The 20,553-nt window shown below is 71.2% G+C and carries 15 protein-coding genes; 12 read left to right on the plus strand and 3 right to left on the minus strand.

The window, feature by feature from the left end; all coding sequences use genetic code 11:
- Window positions 1–98: 98 nt before the first annotated feature.
- Complete coding sequence (locus tag GA0070603_RS30845) at window positions 99–1,580, minus strand: arabinofuranosidase catalytic domain-containing protein (protein ID WP_091321251.1); 1,482 nt, start codon at window positions 1,578–1,580, stop codon at window positions 99–101.
- Between the two features lie 298 nt (window positions 1,581–1,878).
- Here GA0070603_RS30845 and GA0070603_RS30850 point away from each other — a divergent pair, with 298 nt between their 5' ends.
- The 8 genes from GA0070603_RS30850 (at window position 1,879) to araA (ending at window position 13,395) form a co-directional block, all read left to right on the plus strand.
- Window positions 1,879–4,209 (plus strand): beta-L-arabinofuranosidase domain-containing protein, encoded by a 2,331-nt coding sequence (locus GA0070603_RS30850; protein ID WP_091321253.1) that lies wholly within the window; start codon window positions 1,879–1,881, stop codon window positions 4,207–4,209.
- Between the two features lie 424 nt (window positions 4,210–4,633).
- Window positions 4,634–6,319, plus strand: a complete 1,686-nt coding sequence (gene araB / locus GA0070603_RS30855; RefSeq protein WP_091321254.1) for a ribulokinase — start codon at window positions 4,634–4,636, stop codon at window positions 6,317–6,319.
- On the plus strand, window positions 6,316–7,008 hold the full coding sequence (locus tag GA0070603_RS30860) for an L-ribulose-5-phosphate 4-epimerase (protein ID WP_091321256.1): 693 nt from the start codon (window positions 6,316–6,318) through the stop codon (window positions 7,006–7,008). The genes araB and GA0070603_RS30860 overlap by 4 nt, the downstream gene beginning before the upstream one ends.
- A gap of 139 nt (window positions 7,009–7,147) precedes the next feature.
- Window positions 7,148–8,143: an ABC transporter substrate-binding protein gene (locus tag GA0070603_RS30865; protein ID WP_091321258.1), complete on the plus strand. Its 996-nt coding sequence runs from the start codon at window positions 7,148–7,150 to the stop codon at window positions 8,141–8,143.
- 128 nt (window positions 8,144–8,271) lie between these two features.
- Window positions 8,272–9,813, plus strand: coding sequence for a sugar ABC transporter ATP-binding protein (locus GA0070603_RS30870; RefSeq protein WP_091321260.1), 1,542 nt, complete (start codon window positions 8,272–8,274; stop codon window positions 9,811–9,813).
- Complete coding sequence (locus GA0070603_RS30875) at window positions 9,810–10,880, plus strand: ABC transporter permease (RefSeq protein ID WP_091321262.1); 1,071 nt, start codon at window positions 9,810–9,812, stop codon at window positions 10,878–10,880. Before GA0070603_RS30870 ends, GA0070603_RS30875 begins: the two co-directional genes overlap by 4 nt.
- On the plus strand, window positions 10,877–11,866 hold the full coding sequence (gene yjfF / locus GA0070603_RS30880; protein ID WP_091321264.1) for a galactofuranose ABC transporter, permease protein YjfF: 990 nt from the start codon (window positions 10,877–10,879) through the stop codon (window positions 11,864–11,866). Before GA0070603_RS30875 ends, yjfF begins: the two co-directional genes overlap by 4 nt.
- A gap of 26 nt (window positions 11,867–11,892) precedes the next feature.
- Window positions 11,893–13,395, plus strand: coding sequence for an L-arabinose isomerase (gene araA, locus GA0070603_RS30885; RefSeq protein WP_091321266.1), 1,503 nt, complete (start codon window positions 11,893–11,895; stop codon window positions 13,393–13,395).
- A gap of 48 nt (window positions 13,396–13,443) precedes the next feature.
- On the opposite strand, the gene GA0070603_RS30890 is transcribed toward araA, so the two are convergent.
- A complete protein-coding gene (locus GA0070603_RS30890) occupies window positions 13,444–14,424 on the minus strand; it encodes a glycoside hydrolase family 62 protein (RefSeq protein WP_208862977.1) in 981 nt (326 codons plus the stop codon).
- Window positions 14,425–14,667: 243 nt separating this feature from the next.
- On the opposite strand from GA0070603_RS30890, the gene GA0070603_RS30895 reads away from it, so the two are divergent.
- Both GA0070603_RS30895 and GA0070603_RS30900 read left to right on the plus strand, forming a co-directional pair.
- A complete protein-coding gene (locus GA0070603_RS30895) occupies window positions 14,668–15,996 on the plus strand; it encodes a CE1 family esterase (RefSeq protein ID WP_091321268.1) in 1,329 nt (442 codons plus the stop codon).
- 156 nt (window positions 15,997–16,152) lie between these two features.
- Window positions 16,153–17,799 carry a glycoside hydrolase family 27 protein gene (locus tag GA0070603_RS30900; protein ID WP_091321270.1) on the plus strand — a complete coding sequence of 549 codons (1,647 nt, stop codon included), beginning with the start codon at window positions 16,153–16,155 and terminating at the stop codon, window positions 17,797–17,799.
- A gap of 55 nt (window positions 17,800–17,854) precedes the next feature.
- On the opposite strand, the gene GA0070603_RS30905 is transcribed toward GA0070603_RS30900, so the two are convergent.
- Window positions 17,855–18,805, minus strand: coding sequence for a helix-turn-helix domain-containing protein (locus GA0070603_RS30905; RefSeq protein WP_091321272.1), 951 nt, complete (start codon window positions 18,803–18,805; stop codon window positions 17,855–17,857).
- Window positions 18,806–18,903: 98 nt separating this feature from the next.
- On the opposite strand from GA0070603_RS30905, the gene GA0070603_RS30910 reads away from it, so the two are divergent.
- Window positions 18,904–19,965, plus strand: a complete 1,062-nt coding sequence (locus GA0070603_RS30910; RefSeq protein WP_091321273.1) for a saccharopine dehydrogenase family protein — start codon at window positions 18,904–18,906, stop codon at window positions 19,963–19,965.
- Between the two features lie 157 nt (window positions 19,966–20,122).
- Window positions 20,123–20,545 carry a DUF6223 family protein gene (locus GA0070603_RS30915; RefSeq protein WP_091321275.1) on the plus strand — a complete coding sequence of 141 codons (423 nt, stop codon included), beginning with the start codon at window positions 20,123–20,125 and terminating at the stop codon, window positions 20,543–20,545.
- The last annotated feature ends 8 nt before the right edge of the window (window positions 20,546–20,553 follow it).

A 20,553-nucleotide genomic window follows, 5' to 3' on the forward strand; every position in this document is an offset into this window, starting at 1 on the left:
CCACCGCCGGACCGGCGCGGCGGTGCCGCCTGGCTGCCCCACCCCGCCGATCCGCGGTCTGATCCGGTGCGCCGACGCCGGCCCGGCCGGCGGCACCGTCAGTTGCGCAGGCTCCACTGTTGGTTGGCCCCGCCGTGGCAGGTCCAGAGCACGATCCTGGTGCCGTTCGTGGTGCCCCAGTTGTAGGCGTCGAGGCAGAGCCCGGACTGCACCCCGCTGATGGTGCCGTTCGAATTGAGGTTCCACTGCTGGTTGGACTGGCCGTTGCAGTCCCAGATGATGGCGCGGGTGCCGGGTGCGGTGCCGGCCGCCTCGGCGTCGAGGCACTTGTTGCCGTACACGGTCAACTGCTTGCCCGACGTGTACGTCCAGCGCTGCATGGCGCCACCCCAGCAGTCCCAGAGCTGCAGTTGGGTCCCGTTGGTGGTGCTGCCGTCCGGCACGTCGAGGCAGCGGCCCGACTGGTTGCCGACGATCTCGACGTTCTGCCGCCCGCCGCCGGTGCCGGCCGCGTAGCCGGCAGCGGCGATGTTGGCCTGGACCGAGTTCTCGGTGGCGTCCGAGGGGTAGCCGGAGGTCATCACGCCCTCGTAGAAGGTGCCGGCGGCGCCGTGGCTGTTGTCACCGCCGATGCCGAGGATGATCGCGCCCTCCTTCTTCATCGGGTTGTAGCCGGCGACATTGGGGCGCGGCCCGTTGTAGTAGGTGGACAGCCCGCCGGACTGCGCGTTGCCGGCCCGGATCGCCCAGTGGTTCGGCTCGCCCTTCACGATGGCGGTCAGGAACCGGTGGGTCACCGTCGGGTCGTTGGCGTTGTAGCCGGCGTTGACGCCGGAGAAGAGGCCGTTCTCCAGGTCGGCCATGACCCAGGGGCCGGGTCCGGTGCCGTAGCCCCAGACCTTGATGTTGCCGAAGTAGATGGCCTCCATGGTGCCGTTGCCGTTGTCGCGGCTGTTGGTCTCGGCGTTGCCGTAGTCGAAGCAGCATCCGCCGTTGTAGTGCGTGCCGTCGAAGATGGCGTACATGCCCTCCGGCTGGTCACCCTTTGCGATGCCGTTGGTGCTGTTGTTGCGGTAGCCGGTCCCCGGTGCCACGAACACGCCGTACGCCTTGTGGCCGTTGAGGGTGACCGGCGCGAGGGTCGCGTCGGCGAGGTTGTCGTAGCCGCCCGGCGCCGGGCCGGAGAATCCGCCGGGCGGCGCCTGGGTCAGGTGGTTGCCTCGACCGGACTGGTCGTAGATGACGGTGATCAGACAACTGGTGCCGGCGCAGAACGCGTCCTGCGTGGCGGCGTTGGCCACGTCTCCCGGCGCGAGTGGGGCGACGTCGCGGGTGGCGTTGTCTGATGCTCGCCTGAGCTGGTAGAGCGGCCCGTTGTAGGAGCCGTAGAGCGCTCGGGTGGTGCTGTGCGCGGCGACGCACGGCGTGCCGCCGGCCGCGTAGATGTCGCAGGGTCCGGTGGTTGCCGCCTGCGCCTCCGGCGACGCGGAGGTCACCGCGGCGGCGGTGGCCGCGATGAGCAGTGCGAGGGGTGCCAGGCCGGTTGCCAGACGACGCCGCCGGCGGACGTACGGTTTCATCGTTACCTCCCGGTGCGGACGGTCCTGTGAGCGTTAACATCGATACTCAGCGTCATCCTCACATTGACTTGTGTCAACACTCCCTGCCGGAGAGGCTATTGACGCGGATGCCCATCCGCCTGTTTCATAGCAACGACGAGCGATGTTATCGATAACAGCAGCTCGCACCATTCCGGCTCGCCGCGGCCCCACCCCGATGCCGGGGTCGCGCACGCCGGCCGCCCCGTCCGGGTCCGCGCCCTCCGCTGCCACCGTCACCGGGCGACGGCGATCCCTCGCTGACCCCGAAAGGACTCAGATGGGAACCCAGGACCTGCCCATCCACCGTCGGACCCTGCTGCGCGCGGCCGGCGTCGTGCCCGCAGCCGTGGCTGTCGGCGCCACGACGCTTCCCGTGTCCCGGGCCGAGGCGGCCGTCGCTCCCGCCCGCCCGGACATCGGTGTCTCGGCGTACCCGTTCCCGCCGGGCCAGGTGCAGCTCACCGCCAGCAGGTGGATGGACAACCAGAATCGAACGCTGAACTACCTGCGCTTCGTCGACGCCGACCGGATGCTGTACAACTTCCGCGCCAACCACCGGCTCTCCACCAACGGCGCCGCGGCGACCGGCGGCTGGGACGCGCCGAACTTCCCCTTCCGCACCCACATGCAGGGACACCTGCTAACGGCCTGGGCCCAGGCCGCGGCCGTGCTTGGCGACACCACGTGCCGGGACAAGGCCACCTACTTCGTCGGCGAGCTGGCCAGATGCCAGGCGAACAACGGCGCGGCCGGCTTCACCGCCGGCTACCTCTCCGGCTTTCCCGAGTCGGATTTCACCAGCCTGGAATCGGGCTCGTTGTCCAACGGCAACGTGCCCTACTACGTCATCCACAAGATCATGGCCGGCCTTCTCGACGTCTGGCGGTACCTCGGCAGCACGCAGGCCCGGGACGTGCTGCTCAAGCTCGCCGGTTGGGTGGACTGGCGCACCGGGCGGCTGAGCTACAGCCAGATGCAGTCGGTGTTGAACGTCGAGTTCGGTGGGATGAACGCGGTGCTGACCGACCTCTACCAGCAGACCGGCGACGGCCGCTGGCTGACCACCGCGCAGCGCTTCGACCACGCTGCGGTCTTCAACCCCCTGGCGGGGAACCAGGACCAGCTCAACGGGCTGCACGCGAACACGCAGGTGCCGAAGTGGGTCGGCGCGGCCCGGGAGTACAAGGCCACCGGGACCACCCGGTACCGCGACATCGCCGTCAACGCCTGGGCCATCACCGTCGGGGCGCACACCTACGCCATCGGCGGGAACAGCCAGGCCGAGCACTTCCGCGCGCCGAACGCGATCGCCGGGTACCTCAACCGCGACACCTGCGAGCACTGCAACAGCTACAACATGCTCAAGCTCACCCGGGAGCTGTTCACCCTCAATCCCGACCGGGTCGACCTGGTCGACTTCTACGAGCGGACGCTGCTCAACCACGTCATCGGGGCGCAGAACCCGGCCGACAGCCACGGCCACATCACCTACTTCACCCCCCTCAACCCGGGTGGCCGCCGAGGTGTCGGGCCGGCGTGGGGTGGCGGCACCTGGAGCACCGACTACACCTCGTTCTGGTGCTGCCAGGGGACGGGGGTCGAGGCCAACACCGCGCTCACGGACTCGATCTACTTCTGTTCCGGCACGACCCTGTTCGTGAACCTGTTCATGCCGTCGGTGCTGACCTGGACCGAGCGGGGCATCACCGTCACGCAGACCACGAGCTACCCGGCGAGTGACACGACCACCCTGACGGTCACCGGCGCCGTCTCCGGGACGTGGGCGATGCGCCTGCGCATCCCGGCCTGGGCCAGTGGGGCCACGATCAGTGTCAACGGCGTGGCACAGAACCTCGCACCCGCACCCGGCACCTACGCCACCCTCAGCCGGTCCTGGACCTCCGGCGACACGGTCACCCTCCGGCTGCCCATGCGGGTGGTCCTGCGCGCCGCCAACGACAACGCCAGCGTCGCCGCTGTCACCTACGGCCCGGTCGTGCTGGCCGGCAACTACGGCAACACGAGCCTGTCGTCGCTGCCGTCGCTGACCGCCTCCTCGGTCACCCGGTCCGGCGGCTCGTCGCTCGCCTTCACCGCCACCGCCAACGGTGCCGCGGTCAACCTGGCCCCCTTCTACGACGCGCAGGGATACAACTACACCGTCTACTGGAGTCTCGCCGGGGGTTCCCCTCCGACCGGCTACGTGAAGATCGCGAATGTGACGACGGGTCTTGTGGTGGACAGTGGCGGGAGTGTCGGCTCGGGGTCGGTGGTCAAGCAGTGGAGCGATGTCACAAGCGTGAATCTGCAGTGGCAGATGGTCGACGTGGGGGGCGGCTTCCACCGGATCGTGAATCGGGCCAACGGCATGGTGGTCGACAGTTGGGGCAACGCGGCCAACGGGGCGGCCGTGCTCCAGGCGCCGTGGAACGGCGGTGACAACCAGCAGTGGCGGTTGACCAGCGTGGGCGGCGGTCGCTACCAGATCGTCAACCGGGGCACCGGCACGGCCCTCGACGGGATGGGCAACGCCACCGTCGGGTCGACGGTCTGCATGTGGGCGCCCAACGGGAACACCAACAACCACTGGACCATCACCGCCGTCTGAGCGAGCCCCGATCGCGCGGCCCGACCACGTCGGGCCGCGCGATCGCGTCGGGCCGCGGCCTCGCCATCCGCTCGACCTCGACCTCCGGCGAGTCGCGGCCGGCCCTGGGTCCGCATCTGGTTGTGACCGTTCACAGCGGCGTGGCCGCCTGCGCCCGGCATCCCCTCCACCAGGGCTCCGGTGAGGCAGGAAGGGTTAGCGCTAACAGCTCACCGTCGCGCCGTCATGAGGTCGACGGTCTCATGAGGGGCGCAGCCTTCCATCGATGTCTGTGTACGTTAACACCTGTGCGTCCGCGTGGGCCGTGCGGCGCGGGCAGCCCGCCGAGGTCGGTGGCGTACCCGTTACGGGACTGTTGCGATCGCGTCTTGACCGACGCCGATGTGAGCGCTAACAATGTGAGCCACGGCACGCGGAGGTGGAGATGACGGGTGTGGACGGACCGGGGGACCGGTACGTCGTCGGGGTCGACTACGGGACGTTGTCGGGCCGGGCGTTGGTGGTCCGTGTCGGTGACGGCGCCGAGCTGGGCACCGCGGTCCACGAGTACCGGCACGGGGTGATCGAGTCCTCGCTCCCAGGCACGGCGGCGCCGCTCCCACCGGACTGGGCGCTCCAGGACCCCGAGGACTACCGGGACGTGCTGCGCCACGCGGTGCCCGCCGCCGTGGCCGCCGCGGGCATCGACCCGGCGCGGGTGATCGGCATCGCCACCGACTTCACGGCCTGCACCGTGCTGCCCACCCTGGCCGACGGCACGCCGCTCTGCGAGGTGCCGGAGCTGCGCGACCGGCCGCACGCCTGGGTGAAGCTGTGGAAGCACCACGCCGGGCAGCCGCACGCCGACCGCATCAACGTCCTCGCGCGGGAACGCCGCGAGCCCTGGCTCGGCCGGTACGGCGGGAAGATCTCCGCCGAGTGGCAGTTCGCGAAGGGCCTCCAGCTCCTCGACGAGGACCCCGAGATCTACCGGCGCGCCGAGCGGTTCGTCGAGGCGGCCGACTGGATCGTCTGGCAGCTGTGCGGCGTGGAGACCCGCAACATCTGCACCGCCGGCTACAAGGGCATCCGGCAGGACGGCCGCTACCCGTCCCGGGAGTTCCTGGCCGCACTGGACCCGGGATTCGCCGACTTCGTCGCCAAGCTGGACGGTCCGCTGCTGCCGATGGGCGCCCGGGCCGGCGGCCTGACCGCCCGGGCGGCGGCCTGGACCGGCCTGCCCGAGGGCATCGCGGTCGCGGCCGGCAACGTCGACGCCCACGTCACCGCCGCCTCGGCCCAGGCCCTGGCGCCCGGGCACCTCGTCGCCATCATGGGCACCTCGACCTGTCACGTGGTCAACGGCGCCGACCTGGCCGAGGTGCCCGGCATGTGCGGCGTCGTCGAGGGTGGACTCAGCCCCGGCGCCTGGGGGTACGAGGCCGGCCAGAGCGGCGTCGGTGACATCTTCGGCTGGTTCGTCGAGCACGCCGCCCCGGCGGGCGTGGACTCCCACGAGCGGCTCTCCGCGCTGGCCGCGGAACAGCCGGTCGGCGGCCACGGGCTGATCGCGCTGGACTGGTGGAACGGCAACCGCTCCCTGCTGGTCAACCACGACCTGAGCGGTCTCGTCGTGGGGCTCACGCTGGCCACCCGGCCGGCGGACGTCTACCGCGCGCTGCTGGAGGCGACGGCGTACGGCACCCGCATGATCATCGAGGCGTTCGTCGAGGCGGGGGTGCCGATCCGCGAGCTGGTGGTGGCCGGCGGCCTGGCCGGCAACCGGCTGCTCATGCAGATCTACAGCGACGTCACCAACCGGCCGTTGAGCCTCATCGGGTCGGCCCAGGGACCCGCGCTGGGCTCGGCCATCCACGCCGCGGTCGCCGCCGGCGCGTACCCGGACGTCTACGCGGCCTCCGCGGCGATGGGCCGGGTGGACCGCGACGTCTACCGGCCGGATCCCGAGCGGGCACGGGCCTACGACGCGCTCTACGCCGAGTACCGGACCCTGCACGACCACTTCGGTCGCGGCGGCAACGACGTCATGTCCCGCCTGCGCGCGATCCGCAACGCCGCCGTCGACCGATCGGCGGAACCCGCCACGACGCCGCTGGAGGTGGTCGCATGAGTGCCGAGCCCGGTCAGCAGATCCGGCGGCTCCGGGAGAGCGTCGCCCGGTTGCACGCCGAACTGACCCGCTACCGCCTGGTCGCCTGGACGGCGGGGAACGTCTCCGCCCGGGTGCCCGGCCAGAACCTGATGGTGATCAAGCCGAGCGGCGTGGACTACGACGACCTGGCGCCGGAGAACATGGTCGTGTGCGACCTCGACGGGGTCGTGGTCGAGGGCGACCTCTCGCCGTCCAGTGACACCGCCGCCCACGCCTACGTCTACCGGGCAATGCCCGAGGTGGGCGGGGTGGTGCACACCCACAGCGCGTACGCGACCGCCTGGGCGGCCCGTGGGGAGCCGATCCCCTGCCACCTCACGGCGCAGGCCGACGAGTTCGGCGGCGAGATCCCGGTCGGACCGTTCGCCCTCATCGGCGGCGACGACATCGGCAAGGGGATCGTGGAGACCCTCGCCGGGCACCGCTCGCCGGCCGTGCTCATGCGCAACCACGGCGTGTTCACCATCGGCCGGGACGCCCGGGCCGCGGTCAAGGCCGCCGTGATGTGCGAGGACATCGCCCGCACCGCCCACCTGGCCCGCGCGCTCGGCGAGCCGCTGCCGATGGCGGCTGTCGACGTCGACGCCCTGCACGACCGCTATCAGAACGTCTACGGACAGCGACCCCCCTCACCCGCGAGCCCCTGACGGCCGCCCCGATCGCGCGGCGCCCACCCGGGCCGTCCGCGTCGCACCACCCCCGGACACCACCACCTACGCAGGGCGTACGCCTTCCCGGGCGTGCGGCTCGCGGAACGCTTACCCCGAGGAGATTGCGGTGAAGAGAATGAGGACCCACCTGCCGTCCCGGAAGGTCATCGCGGTGCTCACCGCCGCGCTGCTCGCCACCGGCATGGCGGCCTGCGGCAACAGCGACACGGGCGGCAGCGCCGGCGGCGACGACGGCAAGATCACCCTGGGCTTCTCCCAGGTGGGCGCGGAGAGCGGCTGGCGTACGGCGAACACCACCTCGATCAAGGAGGCCGCGGCGGGGGCCGGGATCGACCTGAAGTTCGACGACGCGCAGCAGAAGCAGGAGAACCAGATCAAGGCCATCCGGAACTTCATCCAGCAGAAGGTCGACGTGATCGCCTTCTCGCCGGTGGTCGAATCCGGCTGGGACACCGTGCTCAAGGAGGCCAAGGACGCGAAGATCCCGGTCATCCTCACCGACCGGTCCGTCGACTCGGCCGACAAGTCCCTCTACAAGACCTTCCTCGGCTCGGACTTCGTGAAGGAGGGCAGGCTCGCGGGGGAGTGGCTGGTGGAGCAGAAGAAGGCCGCCGCCGGCCCGGTCAACATCGTCGAACTCCAGGGCACTACCGGTTCGGCCCCGGCGAACGACCGGAAGAAGGGCTTCGCCGAGGCGATCGCCGCCAACCCGAACCTGAAGATCATCGCCTCGCAGTCGGGTGACTTCACCCGGGCGGGCGGCAAGCAGGTGATGGAGCAGTTCCTCAAGGCCAACCCGAAGATCGACGTGCTGTTCGCCCACAACGACGACATGGGTCTCGGCGCGCTGGAGGCGATCACGGCGGCCGGGAAGGTGCCTGGCAAGGACATCACCATCATCACCGTCGACGCGGTCAAGGACGGCATGCAGGCCCTCGCCGACGGCAAGTTCAACTTCATCGCCGAGTGCAGCCCGCTGCTCGGTCCCCAGCTCATGGACCTCGTGAAGAAGGTGCACAACGGCGAGGAGGTCCCCGCCCGGATCGAGACCCAGGAGACCACCTTCACCCAGGAGCAGGCCAAGGAGGCGCTGCCCAACCGCAAGTACTGACACCGACCGCGGGGGTCGACGCCCCCGGCATCCGACGCGGCGGCCGGGCCTCGGGCCCGGCCGCCGCGCGGCCCCACCGACCGGGGCCCGCGTGCCCTTCTCACCCATCTCAGGAAAGGCCCGGTGGCATGACAGGCAGCCATCCCGTCCTGACAATGACGGGGATCAGCAAGTCCTTCCCCGGCGTACGCGCGCTCGACAACGTGGCCTTCCGCCTCTTCCCCGGAGAGGTGCACGCCCTCATGGGCGAGAACGGAGCCGGCAAGTCGACCCTCATCAAGGTGCTCACCGGTGTCTACGGCACCGACGACGGCACCGTCACGCTCGGCGGCGAGCAGGTGTCCTTCACCGGCCCGATGCAGGCCACCGCCGCCGGAGTGAGCACCGTCTACCAGGAGGTCAACCTCTGCACCAACCTCTCGGTGGCGGAGAACATCTTCATCGGCCGGGAACCCCGCCGGCTCGGCGCGGTCCGGTGGGGCGAGATGCGGCGCCGGGCCCGCGGCCTCCTCGCCCGGCTCGACCTGGACATCGACGTCAACGCCCAACTCGGCAGCTACTCGCTGGCCGTCCAGCAGATGGTGGCGATCGCCCGCGCCATCGACATCGAGGCCCGGGTCCTGGTCCTGGACGAGCCGACCTCCAGCCTCGACGCCGGTGAGGTCGCGCAGCTGTTCCGGGTCATGCGGCAACTGCGCGACGACGGCATCGCGATCCTGTTCGTCACCCACTTCCTCGACCAGGTCTACGAGATCGCCGACCGGATCACCGTCCTGCGCAACGGCCAGCTCGTCGGCGAGTACGCGACGAGCGAGCTGCCCCAGCTCGGCCTGGTGGAGAAGATGATCGGCAAGGAGTTGCGCGTGCTGGAGCGTCTCGACGAGCAACCCCGGCACGACCCCGCCGACCGGGCGGACGGCCCGCCGCTTCTCGACGTCCGCGAGCTGGGACGCCGCTCCGCCGTGGCGCCGTTCAGCCTCACCATCCACCAGGGAGAGGTCGTCGGCCTCGCCGGCCTGCTCGGCTCGGGCCGTACCGAGGTGGCGCGGCTGCTGTTCGGCGCCGACCGCGCCGACCACGGCAGCGTCCGGGTGCAGGGCTCGCCCACCTCGCTGCGTACGCCGGTGGCCGCCATCGCCCACGGCATCGGCTTCTGCTCCGAGAACCGGCGGGCCGAGGGGATCATCGCCGAGCTGTCCGTGCGGGAGAACATCATCCTCGCCCTCCAGGCCGCCCGGGGCTGGCTCCGGCCCGTTCCCCGCCGCCGCCAGGACGAACTGGTCGACCGGTACGTGCGGGCCCTGAGCATCCGCCCGGCGGACCCCGACATCCCGGTGGGCAACCTCTCCGGCGGCAACCAGCAGAAGGTGCTGCTCGCGCGCTGGCTCATCACCGAACCCCGCCTGCTGATCCTCGACGAGCCGACCCGGGGCATCGACATCGGCGCGAAGACCGAGATCCAGCGGCTGGTCGCCCAGCTCTCCGACGGTGGCATGGCGGTGCTGTTCGTCTCCGCCGAACTGGAGGAGGTGCTGCGCCTCAGCCACAAGATCGCCGTGATGCGCGACCGCGAGATGGTCGCGCAACTCGGCAACGACCAGAGCGTCGACGCCGACCGGATCATGCAGAGCATCGCGGCCGGCGCCGGGCACGAGGGGATGCCGTCATGAGCAGCCGACGGGCCGGCCTCCGGGCGCTGACGACACACCGGCTCTTCTGGCCGGTCGCCGTCCTCGTCGTCATGCTGGCCGCCAACACCGTCTACCGACCCGGCTTCCTCTCGGTGCAGATGCGCGACGGTCACCTGTACGGAAGCCTCATCGACATCCTGCGGCTGAGCGCGCCGCTGATCCTGGTCGCGCTCGGCATGACACTGGTGATCGCCACCGGCGGCATCGACCTGTCGGTCGGCTCGCTCTGCGCGATCAGCGGCGCCATCGCCTGCCTGTACATCAGCCGGCAACCCGACCAGAACGACCTCGGCGGCGTGTTGACGGCGCTGGCCCTGGGCCTGGGGGTGGCGCTGGTGCTCGGCGCCTGGAACGGCGTGCTGGTCGCCGTCATCGGCATCCAGCCGATCATCGCCACGCTGATCCTCATGGTCGCCGGCCGGGGCCTGGCCCAGCTGATCACCGAGGGGCAGATCCTCACCATCAACTCCGGCCCGTACAAGGCCATCGGCGTCGGCCACCTGCTGACCCTGCCGCTCGCCATCTTCCTCGCCCTCGCCGCCGCGACGGTCGTCGCCGCGGTGACCCGGCGCACCGCGCTCGGCCTGATGATCGAGTCCGTCGGCGGCAACGCGAGGGCCAGCCGCCTGGCCGGCATCCGGTCCGGGCGGATCACCTTCCTCGTCTACGTGATCAGTGCGGCCTGCGCCGCGATCGCCGGGTTCATGATGACGGCAAACGTGTCCAGCGCCGACGGCAACGCCGCCGGCCTCTGGGTGGAACTCGACGCCATCCTCGCCGTGGTCATCGGCGGCACGTCGCTCGCCGGTGGCCGGTTCTCCCTCGGCGGCACCATCCTCGGCGCGCTGCTCATCCAGACCCTCACCACCACGGTGTACGCCATGAACATCTCGCCCCAGACCTCGCTGCTGTTCAAGGCGGTCGTGGTCATCGCGGTCTGCCTCATCCAGGCGCCCGGCTTCCGGGCCCGGTTCACCCGACGCCGCGCCCCGGCGGCCGCACCCGTCCCCGTGACCGAGCAGCCAAAGGAGCAGGTGCCGGCATGACAACCCTGTCCCTGATGGCCACCCGCACCTGGTCGCGGCTGCCCCGGCGGCACGTCCCGGTCCTGGCCACCCTCGCCCTGCTGCTCGTCCTCTACGGCGTCGGCGTCTCCCAATACCGCGCGTTCTCCAACATCCAGGTCGTCTTCAACGTCTTCATCGACAACGGGTTCCTGCTCGTCGTCGCGGTCGGCATGACCTTCGTGATCCTCACCGGCGGGATCGACCTCTCCGTCGGCTCGGTCGTCGCGATGACCGCGATGGTGTCCGCGTTCCTGCTGCGGGAGGGGCTGCCGGCCGCGCTGGTGCTGCTCGTCGCGCTGCTCATCGGGCCGACGCTCGGCTTCCTCATGGGCTGCGTGATCCACTTCTTCGACATCCAGCCGTTCATCGTCACCCTCGCCGGGATGTTCCTGGCCCGCGGCATGTGCACCTTCATCAGCGGCTCGTCCATCCCGATCACCGACGGGTTCTGGACGCGCATGTCGCAGGAACGGATCGGAGATCCGAGCGGCAACTTCGTGTCGGTAAGCGTGCTCATCGCCTTCGTGGTGGTCGCCGTCGCCGCGTACACGCTGGCGTACACCCGGCTGGGCCGCAACGTGTACGCCATCGGCGGCAACCCCCAGTCCGCGCTGCTCATGGGGCTCCCGGTGGGCCGGACCCGGATCGCCGTCTACACGATCAGCGGCCTCTGCGCGGCGATCGGCGGCATCCTGCTGTCGTTCTACACGCTCTCCGGCGCCCCGCTGATCGCCGTGGGCATGGAACTCGACGTCATCGCCGCCGTGGTCATCGGCGGGACCGTGCTCACCGGCGGCTCCGGCTACGTCTTCGGCACCGTGCTCGGGGTGCTGGTCCTCGGGGTCATCCAGACGCTCATCACCTTCGACGGCAGCCTCAACTCCTGGTGGACCAAGATCGTGATCGGCGGCCTGCTCTTCGCGTTCATCCTGCTCCAACGTCTGATCGGAATCCGCTACAAGTGACCGACCACCTCGCGGAAGGCAATCCCATGGCAACGCACGCTGAGCCTGAGATCTGGTTCCTCACCGGCAGTCAGGCCATGTACGGCGAGGACACCCTTCGCCAGGTGGCCGAGCAGTCACGGCAGATCGCGGCGGCGCTCCACGACTCGCCGCAGATCCCCGCCCGGGTCGTCTGGAAACCGGTGCTCACCACCAGCGGCGACATCCTGCGGGTCTGCCGCGACGCCGCGGCGCAGGGGGCCATCGGGGTGATCGCCTGGATGCACACCTTCTCGCCGGCGAAGATGTGGATCGCCGGCCTGGACGCGCTGCGGACGCCGCTGCTGCACCTGCACACCCAGGCCAACGTCCTGCTGCCGTGGGACGAGATCGACATGGACTTCATGAACCTCAACCAGGCGGCGCACGGCGACCGGGAGTTCGGGTTCGTCCAGACCCGGCTCGGGGTGGCCCGCAAGACCGTCGCCGGGCACGTCAGCGACCCGCGCGTGGTGTCCCGCGTGGGCGCCTGGGCACGGGCGGCCATCGGCTGGTCGGCGATGCGGTCCCTGCGGCTGGCCCGCTTCGGCGACAACATGCGCGACGTCGCGGTGACCGAGGGCGACAAGGTGGAGGCGGAGCTGCGCTTCGGCGTCTCGGTGAACACCTACGGGGTCAACGACCTCGTCCGGGTGGTCGGCGAGGTCACCGACGCGCAGGTGGACGACCTGGTCAAGGAGTACGACGACAGCTACCGGATGGTGCCCGAGCTGCGCCCCGGCGGCGACCGGCACGAGTCCCTGCGCTACGCCGCCCGGCTGGAGCTGGGCCTGCGTACCTTCCTGGAAGCCGGTGGTTTCCGCGCCTTCACCACCAATTTCGAGGACCTGGGCGGGCTGCGCCAGCTGCCGGGCATCGCCGTGCAGCGGCTCATGGCCGACGGCTACGGCTTCGGCGGCGAGGGCGACTGGAAGACGTCCGTCCTGGTCCACGCCCTCAAGGCGATGGCCGTGGGGGTCGACGGCGGAACGTCCTTCATGGAGGACTACACCTACGACCTCACGCCGGGCCGGGAACTGGTCCTCGGCGCGCACATGCTCGAGGTGTGCCCGAGCATCGCCGCGGACGTACCGTCCGTGGAGATCCACCCGCTGAGCATCGGCGGGCGGGAGGATCCGGTCCGGCTGGTCTTCGACGCCGAGCCCGGTCCCGCGGTCGTGCTCGGCCTGGCCGACATGGGGGAGCGCTTCCGGCTCGTCGCCAACGAGGTCGACGTGGTGCCGCCGCCGCACCCGCTGCGCCGGCTGCCGGTGGCCCGGGCCGTCTGGCGCCCCCGCCCGCACCTCGCCGGCTCCGCCGAGGCGTGGATCACCGCGGGCGCCCCGCACCACACGGTGCTGTCGCGGGCCGTGGGGGTGGAGGAGTTGCACGACCTGGCCGAGATGAGCCGGACGGAGCTGGTCGTCATCGACGCCGACACGGACCCGCGCCGGTTCGCCGAGGAGATCCGCTGGAACCAGGCGTACTACCGGCTCGCCCGGGGGTTCTGAGGCGGCCGGCGCCCCGGCAGGCGGTGACCCGCCTGCCGGGGAGCGGATTCAGCAGGTGGAGTTGGTCTGGGTGAGCAGACCGAGGCGCCAGGGCAGGCCGTTGTAGTCGCCGCCGGCGGCGGGGTCCAGGCCCTGGTAGAGGTAGCGCAGGTTGCAGGGGCTGACGGTGAGGGTCTGGTCGTAGCCGCTGCGGATCAGCTCGCCGTGGCTGATGTCGCGGGTCCACGCGTCGCCCGGGAAGGTGACGGTGTCGGCGCGGGCGAACGGGTTGCCCTCGGTGTCCGCCAGGGCGGTCCACGGCCCGGTGACGGCCGGTGCGGTCCAGGAGCGGAACCAGCGGCGGCCGTCGCTGCCGATGGCCTCGACGAGCAGCAGGTACTGCTCGCCGACCCGGTAGACGTTGGACGCCTCGAACAGCCGGTTACGGTCGCTGTCCTGCATGGCGATGACCGTGTTGGTCATGCCGTTCGGGAAGTCCGCCAGCGTGGTCTGGGACCGGTAGAGGTGCCCGTTGTCGTCGGAGGAGAACAGGTAGCAGTTCGCCGAGTCGCAGATGACCCACATGTCGACCCAGTAGCCGTTGCCGATGTTGTCGCTGATGATCTGCGGCATGCCGCTGTAGAAGTTCCTCGGCGCGCTCCACCCGGCCGGGTTGCTGATGTCCGGATTGGTGGAGTACGACGCGTTGCCGGTCTGGTAGACGAGGTACCACAGCCGCTGCGGGGCGAAGTAGAAGACCTGCGGCGCGGCGCGGTACCCGGCGCCGATCGGGGTCTGGTCCAGGTAGGTGAAGGGCGCCGAGCCGGCCTGCGACCAGTCGGCGAAGCTCGTGTAGACCAGGTTGTAGCCGGAGGACTTCGCCGTGCTGGCGAAGAGGTGGTACCTGCCGTTGTAGTACACGACGGAGGGGTCCTTGATGCCGGCGATGCCGCGGCCGTCGTTCTTCGGGCCGATGAGCGCGCCGCTGGAACTCCACCGGAAGCTGCTCGGCAGGCTGCCGGTCCACGAGCCGTTGAATCCGAATGACACGGTGGCGTTGCTCCCGATGCTGAGGGGCGAACATAGCATGTTATCGATAACAGGCTCAATGCCGTATCCATCTACGGATTGCGATGTTAGCGCTCACAGAGTAGGTTGCGGACGGGAGCCAAGGGCAGGGCAGGCGCGCACCCCCTGACGGGGCGTCGAGCGCCACCACGTCAGGGCCGGCCGCGCGAATCCGGACCGTCATCATCCAGCTACGCCGCCCGGCGCGGCGAAGGGAGACACCCCATGCCCCGACCCAGATCCTTCCTCGGCGCGATCGCCGTCGCGGCGCTTGCCATCGCCACGGCCTCCTCCACCGTCTTGAGTGGTGGTCTCGGCGCAACCACCGCGGCCGCGGACGTCGGCGCCGCCGCGACGACCGCCGGGTGCGGCAGGGCACCCGCCCTGTCCAGCGGCACCCACTCGATCCAGAGCAGCGGCCGGACCCGCACGTACATCCTCAGGGTCCCCGACAACTACGACAGCAACCGTCCCTACCGGGTGGTCTTCGGGTTCCACTGGCTGAACGGCACCGCCACCGACGTGGCCACCGGACAGACCGTGCAGCGGGACGTCTGGTCCTACTACGGCCTGCAGCGGCTGGCGAACGAGAGCACGATCTTCGTGGCGCCCCAGGGCCTCAACAACGGCTGGGCCAACACCAACGGTGAGGACCTCACCTTCGTCGACGACATGATCCGCCAACTCGACGCCGGCCTGTGCGTCGACACGACCCAGCGTTTCGCGGTCGGCTTCAGCTACGGCGGGGCCATGAGCTACGCGATCGCCTGCGCCCGGCCCACCGTCTTCCGAGCGGTCGCGGTCCAGTCCGGCGGGCAGCTCAGCGGATGCAGCGGCGGCACCCAGCCGGTCGCCTACCTCGGGGTGCACGGCATCCGCGACAGCGTGTTGAACATCGCCGGCGGGCGCACGCTGCGGGACCGGTTCGGCCGGAACAACGGCTGCGCCGCGCAGAACCCCGCCGAGCCGGCGCAGGGGAGCCTCACCCACCGGGTGACGACCTACTCGGGCTGCTCGGCCGGGCACCCGGTGGTGTGGGCCGCGTTCGACGAGGGGCACATCGCCGCTCCGCAGGACGGCGCCACCGGGGACAGCGGCTACCGGACCTGGGTGCCCGGCGTGGTCTGGTCGTTCTTCACCCAGTTCCAGGGCGGCACGCCGACACCGGACCCGACCACCCCGACGCCCGGCCCGACCACCCCGACGCCCGGCCCGACCACCCCGGCGCCGGGGAGCGGGGCGTGCCGGGTGACCGCCACGGTCAACGCGTGGAACAACGGCCTGACCGAGGACATCACGGTCACCAACACCGGCACCAGCACGATCAACGGATGGTCCCTGGTCTTCACCCTGCCCGGCGGCCAGAACATCGTCGGCGGCTGGAACGCCACCTACGCGCCCACCTCCGGCCAGGTGACCGCCCGCAACGTCGACTACAACGCCACCCTGGCGCCGAACGCCTCGCTGAGCATCGGTTTCCAGGCCACGCACACCGGCAACACGGCCCGGCCGAGCGGGTTCACCCTCAACGGCGCGGCCTGCACCGTGGCCTGACCGCCAGGACCTCACCCGCGCGACCCGGCGCTCCCCGCCGGGTCGCGACGGGCCCGCCCGCGCCGACGAGCCGTCGGCCGACCATCCACCGCCGGTCCCGCCCACCGGCCGGACCACGACCTGCGACGGGGTACGCCGCCGCGGGAAGGAGAACCGATGAGACATCTCGCCTCGGCCCGGCGCTGGGCCGCCGGCGCGGCGGCCGCGCTGCTGCTGGCCGGCACCCTGACCGGGCTACGTCCGCCCGCCGCGCTGGCGCTGGAGAACGGGGTGGCGCGCACCCCGCCGATGGGCTGGAACAGTTGGAACTCGTTCGGCTGCAACATCAACGAGACCCTGATCCGGCAGTCCGCCGACGCCATCGTCGCCAGCGGGATGCGCGATGCCGGCTACCAGTACGTCGTGGTCGACGACTGCTGGTTCAACCCGAACCGCGACGCGGCGGGCAACCTTCAGGGCGACCCCGGCCGGTTCCCCAGCGGCATGAAGGCGCTCGGCGACTACCTGCACGGCAAGGGCCTGAAGTTCGGCCTCTACCAGGTGCCCGTGGACCGGACCTGCGCGCAGTACTTCGGCTCGTACCCGGGCGCCACCGGCAGCCAGGGGCACGAGGCGCAGGACGCCCGGCAGTTCGCCGCCTGGGGCGTGGACTTCCTCAAGTACGACTGGTGCTCGCCGAACGGCACGATCGACCAGCAGGTGGCCACCTTCGCCAGGATGCGGGACGCCCTCGCGGCGACGGGCCGGCCCATCGTCTACAGCATCAACCCGAACAGCATCCACGCCAAGACCGGCCCGCAGCGCAACTGGGGCGACGTGGCGAACATGTGGCGGACCACCGAGGACATCACCAACGCCTGGGACACCGGCCAGACCAACGGCTACCCGATGGGCATCCAGAACATCATCAACGTCACCGTGCCCCTGGCCGGCTACGCGCGCCCCGGCGCCTTCAACGACCCGGACATGATGGAGGTCGGCCGGGGCGGCATGACCGACACGGAAATGCGCAGCCACTTCGCCATGTGGGCCGTGCTCGCGGCGCCGCTGATCGCCGGCAACGACGTCCGATCCCAGTCGGCGGCCACCTTGAGCATCCTGACCAACCGGAACCTGATCGCGATCAACCAGGACGGCCTCGGCCTCCAGGGCGCCCAGGTCTCCTTTGACGGCACCCGACGCGTGCTGGCCAAGCCGCTGGCCAACGGCGACGTGGCGGTCGCGCTGTTCAACCAGGGCAGCGCCACCACGACGATCTCGACCACCGCCGCCGCCGTCGGCAAGACCGGCACGAGCTTCACCCTGCTCGACGCCTGGACCGGCGCCACCAGCACCACCGGTGGCACCATCTCGGCAAGTGTCCCCGCGCACGGCACCGTGGTCTACCGGGTCAGCGGCGGAGGAACCACCACCCCGCCACCGGCCACCAGCGGCGCACTGGTCAGCGCGGCCTCCGGTCGCTGCCTGGACGTTCCGCAGAGCAACACCGCCAACGGCACCCAGCCGGTGATCTGGGACTGCAACGGCGGGGCCAACCAGCGCTGGAGCATCAGCGGTGACACCCTCCAGGCCCTCGGCAAGTGCCTGGACGCCCCGCTGAACGCCACCGCGGGCGCCAAGGCGCAGATCTGGGACTGCAACGGCGGCGCCAACCAGCGCTGGAGCCGGAACACCGACGGCACCGTCCGGTCCCAGCAGTCCGGCCTCTGCCTCGACGTCAACGGCGCGGCCACGGGCAACGGCACCACTGTCATCCTCTGGACCTGCACCGCCGCGGCGAACCAGCGGTGGACCGTCCGGTAGGGACCTGCCCGGCCCGGCCCGGTGCGGCCGGGCCGGGCCGGTGTCCGACGGCCGTTCAGGCCGGGGGCGACGCGCTGCGGAAGGTGCGGCGGTAGACGTCCGGGGGGACGCCGAGGGTGCGGTGGAAGTGCCGGCGCAGCGTCGCGGCGGTGCCCATGCCCGCCAGGTGCGCGATGGTGTCGATGCTGTCGTCGGTGTTCTCCAGCAACTCCTGGGCCCGGCGGACGCGCTGCGTCGACAGCCACTGGAGCGGAGTCGTGCCGGTCACCGACCTGAAGTGGCGGGCCAGGTGGCGGGAACTCATCTTCGCCCGGCGGGCCAGGTCCTCCACGGTCAGCGGACGGTCCAGCCGCTCCATGACCCAGGGAACCAGGTCGCCGAGGGGATTGTCGTCGCGGGCGGGCACCGGGGTGGTGACGAACTGGGCCTGGCCGCCGGCGCGGTGCGGCGGCACGACGAGGCGGCGGGCGACGGCGTTGGCGACCGTCGCGCCGTGGTCGCGGCGGATGAGGTGCAGGCACAGGTCGATCGCGGCGGCCTTGCCGGCCGAGGCGAGCACGGTGCCGTTGTCGACGTAGAGGACGTCCGGGTCGACCCGTACCCGGGGATAGCGGGCGGCCAGCGCCTCGGTGTGGGCCCAGTGCGTGGTGGCGCGCAGCCCGTCCAGCACCCCGGCGGCGGCCAGCACGAAGGCGCCCGTGCACAGTGAGACCATCCGGGCGCCCGCCTCGTGGGCCGCGCGGACGGCGTCGACCAGGCCGGCCGGCAGTTCCGCGTCGACGTCCTCCACGGCGGGGACGATCACGGTGTCGGCGCGGGCGAGCCGGTCCAGCCCGTCGTCGGGTTCCATCCAGAATCTGCCGATCCGGACCGGGCCCGGGCCGCAGACCACGAGGTCGTACCAGGGGTCCGCCAGGCCGGAGGGGTCGCGGACGAAGACCTCGCAGGCCATGGCGAGCTCGAAGTGCAGCATCGAGTCGGTGGCGGCGAGCGCGAGGGTGGCCATGTCCGAAACTGTACGGGGCATGGCGTTCCAGACACTGTCGGGAGGCGGCCGCCGCTGAGAGGCTCTTCCCAGTCGATCTTTCGAGGGAGGAACCGCGGATGGATACGGGTCAGACCGTGGCGGTGTTCGGCGCGTACGGGCACACCGGGCGCTTCGTGGTGACGGAGCTGCGCGAGCGCGGGTTCGTCCCGCTTCTCGTCGGTCGCGACGCGGGCCGGCTCCAGGCGCTGGCGGCGTCGCATCCGGGGCTCGTACACCGGGTGGCGTCGGTCGACGACCCGGCCTCGCTGGACCGGGCCCTTCGGGGCGCTGCCGCGGTCGTCAACTGCGCCGGCCCGTTCGCCTCGACCGCGGGCCCGGTGATCGAGGCCGCGTTGCGGGCGCGGATCCCGTACGTGGACGTGGCCGCCGAGATCGAGGCCAACCTCGACACGTTCGCGCACTACGCGGACCGCGCCCGGGCTGCGGGTGTCGCGGTGGTCCCGGCGATGGCCTTCTTCGGCGGGCTCGGCGACCTGCTGGTGACGACGGCGATGGGCGAGTGGACGGCGGCCGACGAGGCGCACGTCGCGTACGGGCTGAGCAGTTGGCACCCCACGGCCGGGACCCTCGCCTCCGGCACGGTCTCCCGGGACCGGCGCGCCGGCCGGCGGGTCCGCTACACCGGTGGCCGCCTCGAGTACCACGCCGACGAGAGCGAGCTGCCGACCCTGGACTGGGAGTTCCCCGCGCCGATGGGTCGCCGGCCCGTCCTCGGCGGGTTCACGATGGCCGACGTCGTGACCGTGCCCAGCCACCTGTCCATTCCCGAGGTGCGCACCTACATGACCACGGACGCGGCCCGGGACCTGGCCGGTCCGGACACCCCCGCGCCGGCCGCTGTCGACGAACTCGGCCGGTCCGCGCAGACGTTCACCGTCGACGTCGTCGTGCGCGCGGGCGACACGCGACGGCGCGTCGTCGCCCACGGCCGGGACATCTACGCCGTCAGCGCGCCGCTGGCGGTCGAGGCGGTGCGGCGCATCCTCGCCGGCCGGATCAGGACGAGCGGCGTCGCCTCCGCCGGTCGGATCTTCGACGCGCCGGACTTCCTCCGCGCGCTGTCGGCGTACCTCTCGGTCGAGCCCTGCCCGGAGTCGCACGCGCCGCAGGTCGCCTGACCGCCCCGGCGCCGGCGGGACAACCCCGGTGGTACGGCGCCGCGGGCGCGCGCAACCCCGGTGGTAGGGCCAGAGGCAACTCCGGCATGACGACCGGTGACCACCCTGGTACATACGCTGCCGCAGGAAGTCGTCAGGCCAGCGAAGGGGATCCCCGATGAACGTCCGTCACCTGCTCACCGTCGCCACCGCCGTTCCGCTCGGCGCGTTCGGGCTCGCCGCGCCGGCGGCCGCGCACGTCTCGGCCCAGCCGATCGCCGCCAGCGCCTACACGATGAGCGCCGGGCGGCTCGGCGCCAGCGTCGGCGCCCTCCTGGGCCTGGCCGGCGTGATCATCGGCGGGCTGGCGCTGGCCCGTCCCGCCGGTCGTCTCGGCACCGCGTCCGGGCGGCTCGGCGCCACGGTGGCCCTGGCGGCGGGGATCGTCGGCATGGCGCTCGGCGGGCTGGTCGCGGCCACCGCCGACGGTGGTGTGGGCACCGGCAACGGGCTGGGCGGCGCGTACGTGGCCCTGCTGGTGGGGCTGATCGCCGTGGTCCTCGGTGGGCTGGCCCTGGCCCGCTCCCGCCGCACCGCCTGACCGGCCGG

This window comes from Micromonospora chersina (assembly GCF_900091475.1).
Taxonomy (GTDB): domain Bacteria; phylum Actinomycetota; class Actinomycetes; order Mycobacteriales; family Micromonosporaceae; genus Micromonospora; species Micromonospora chersina.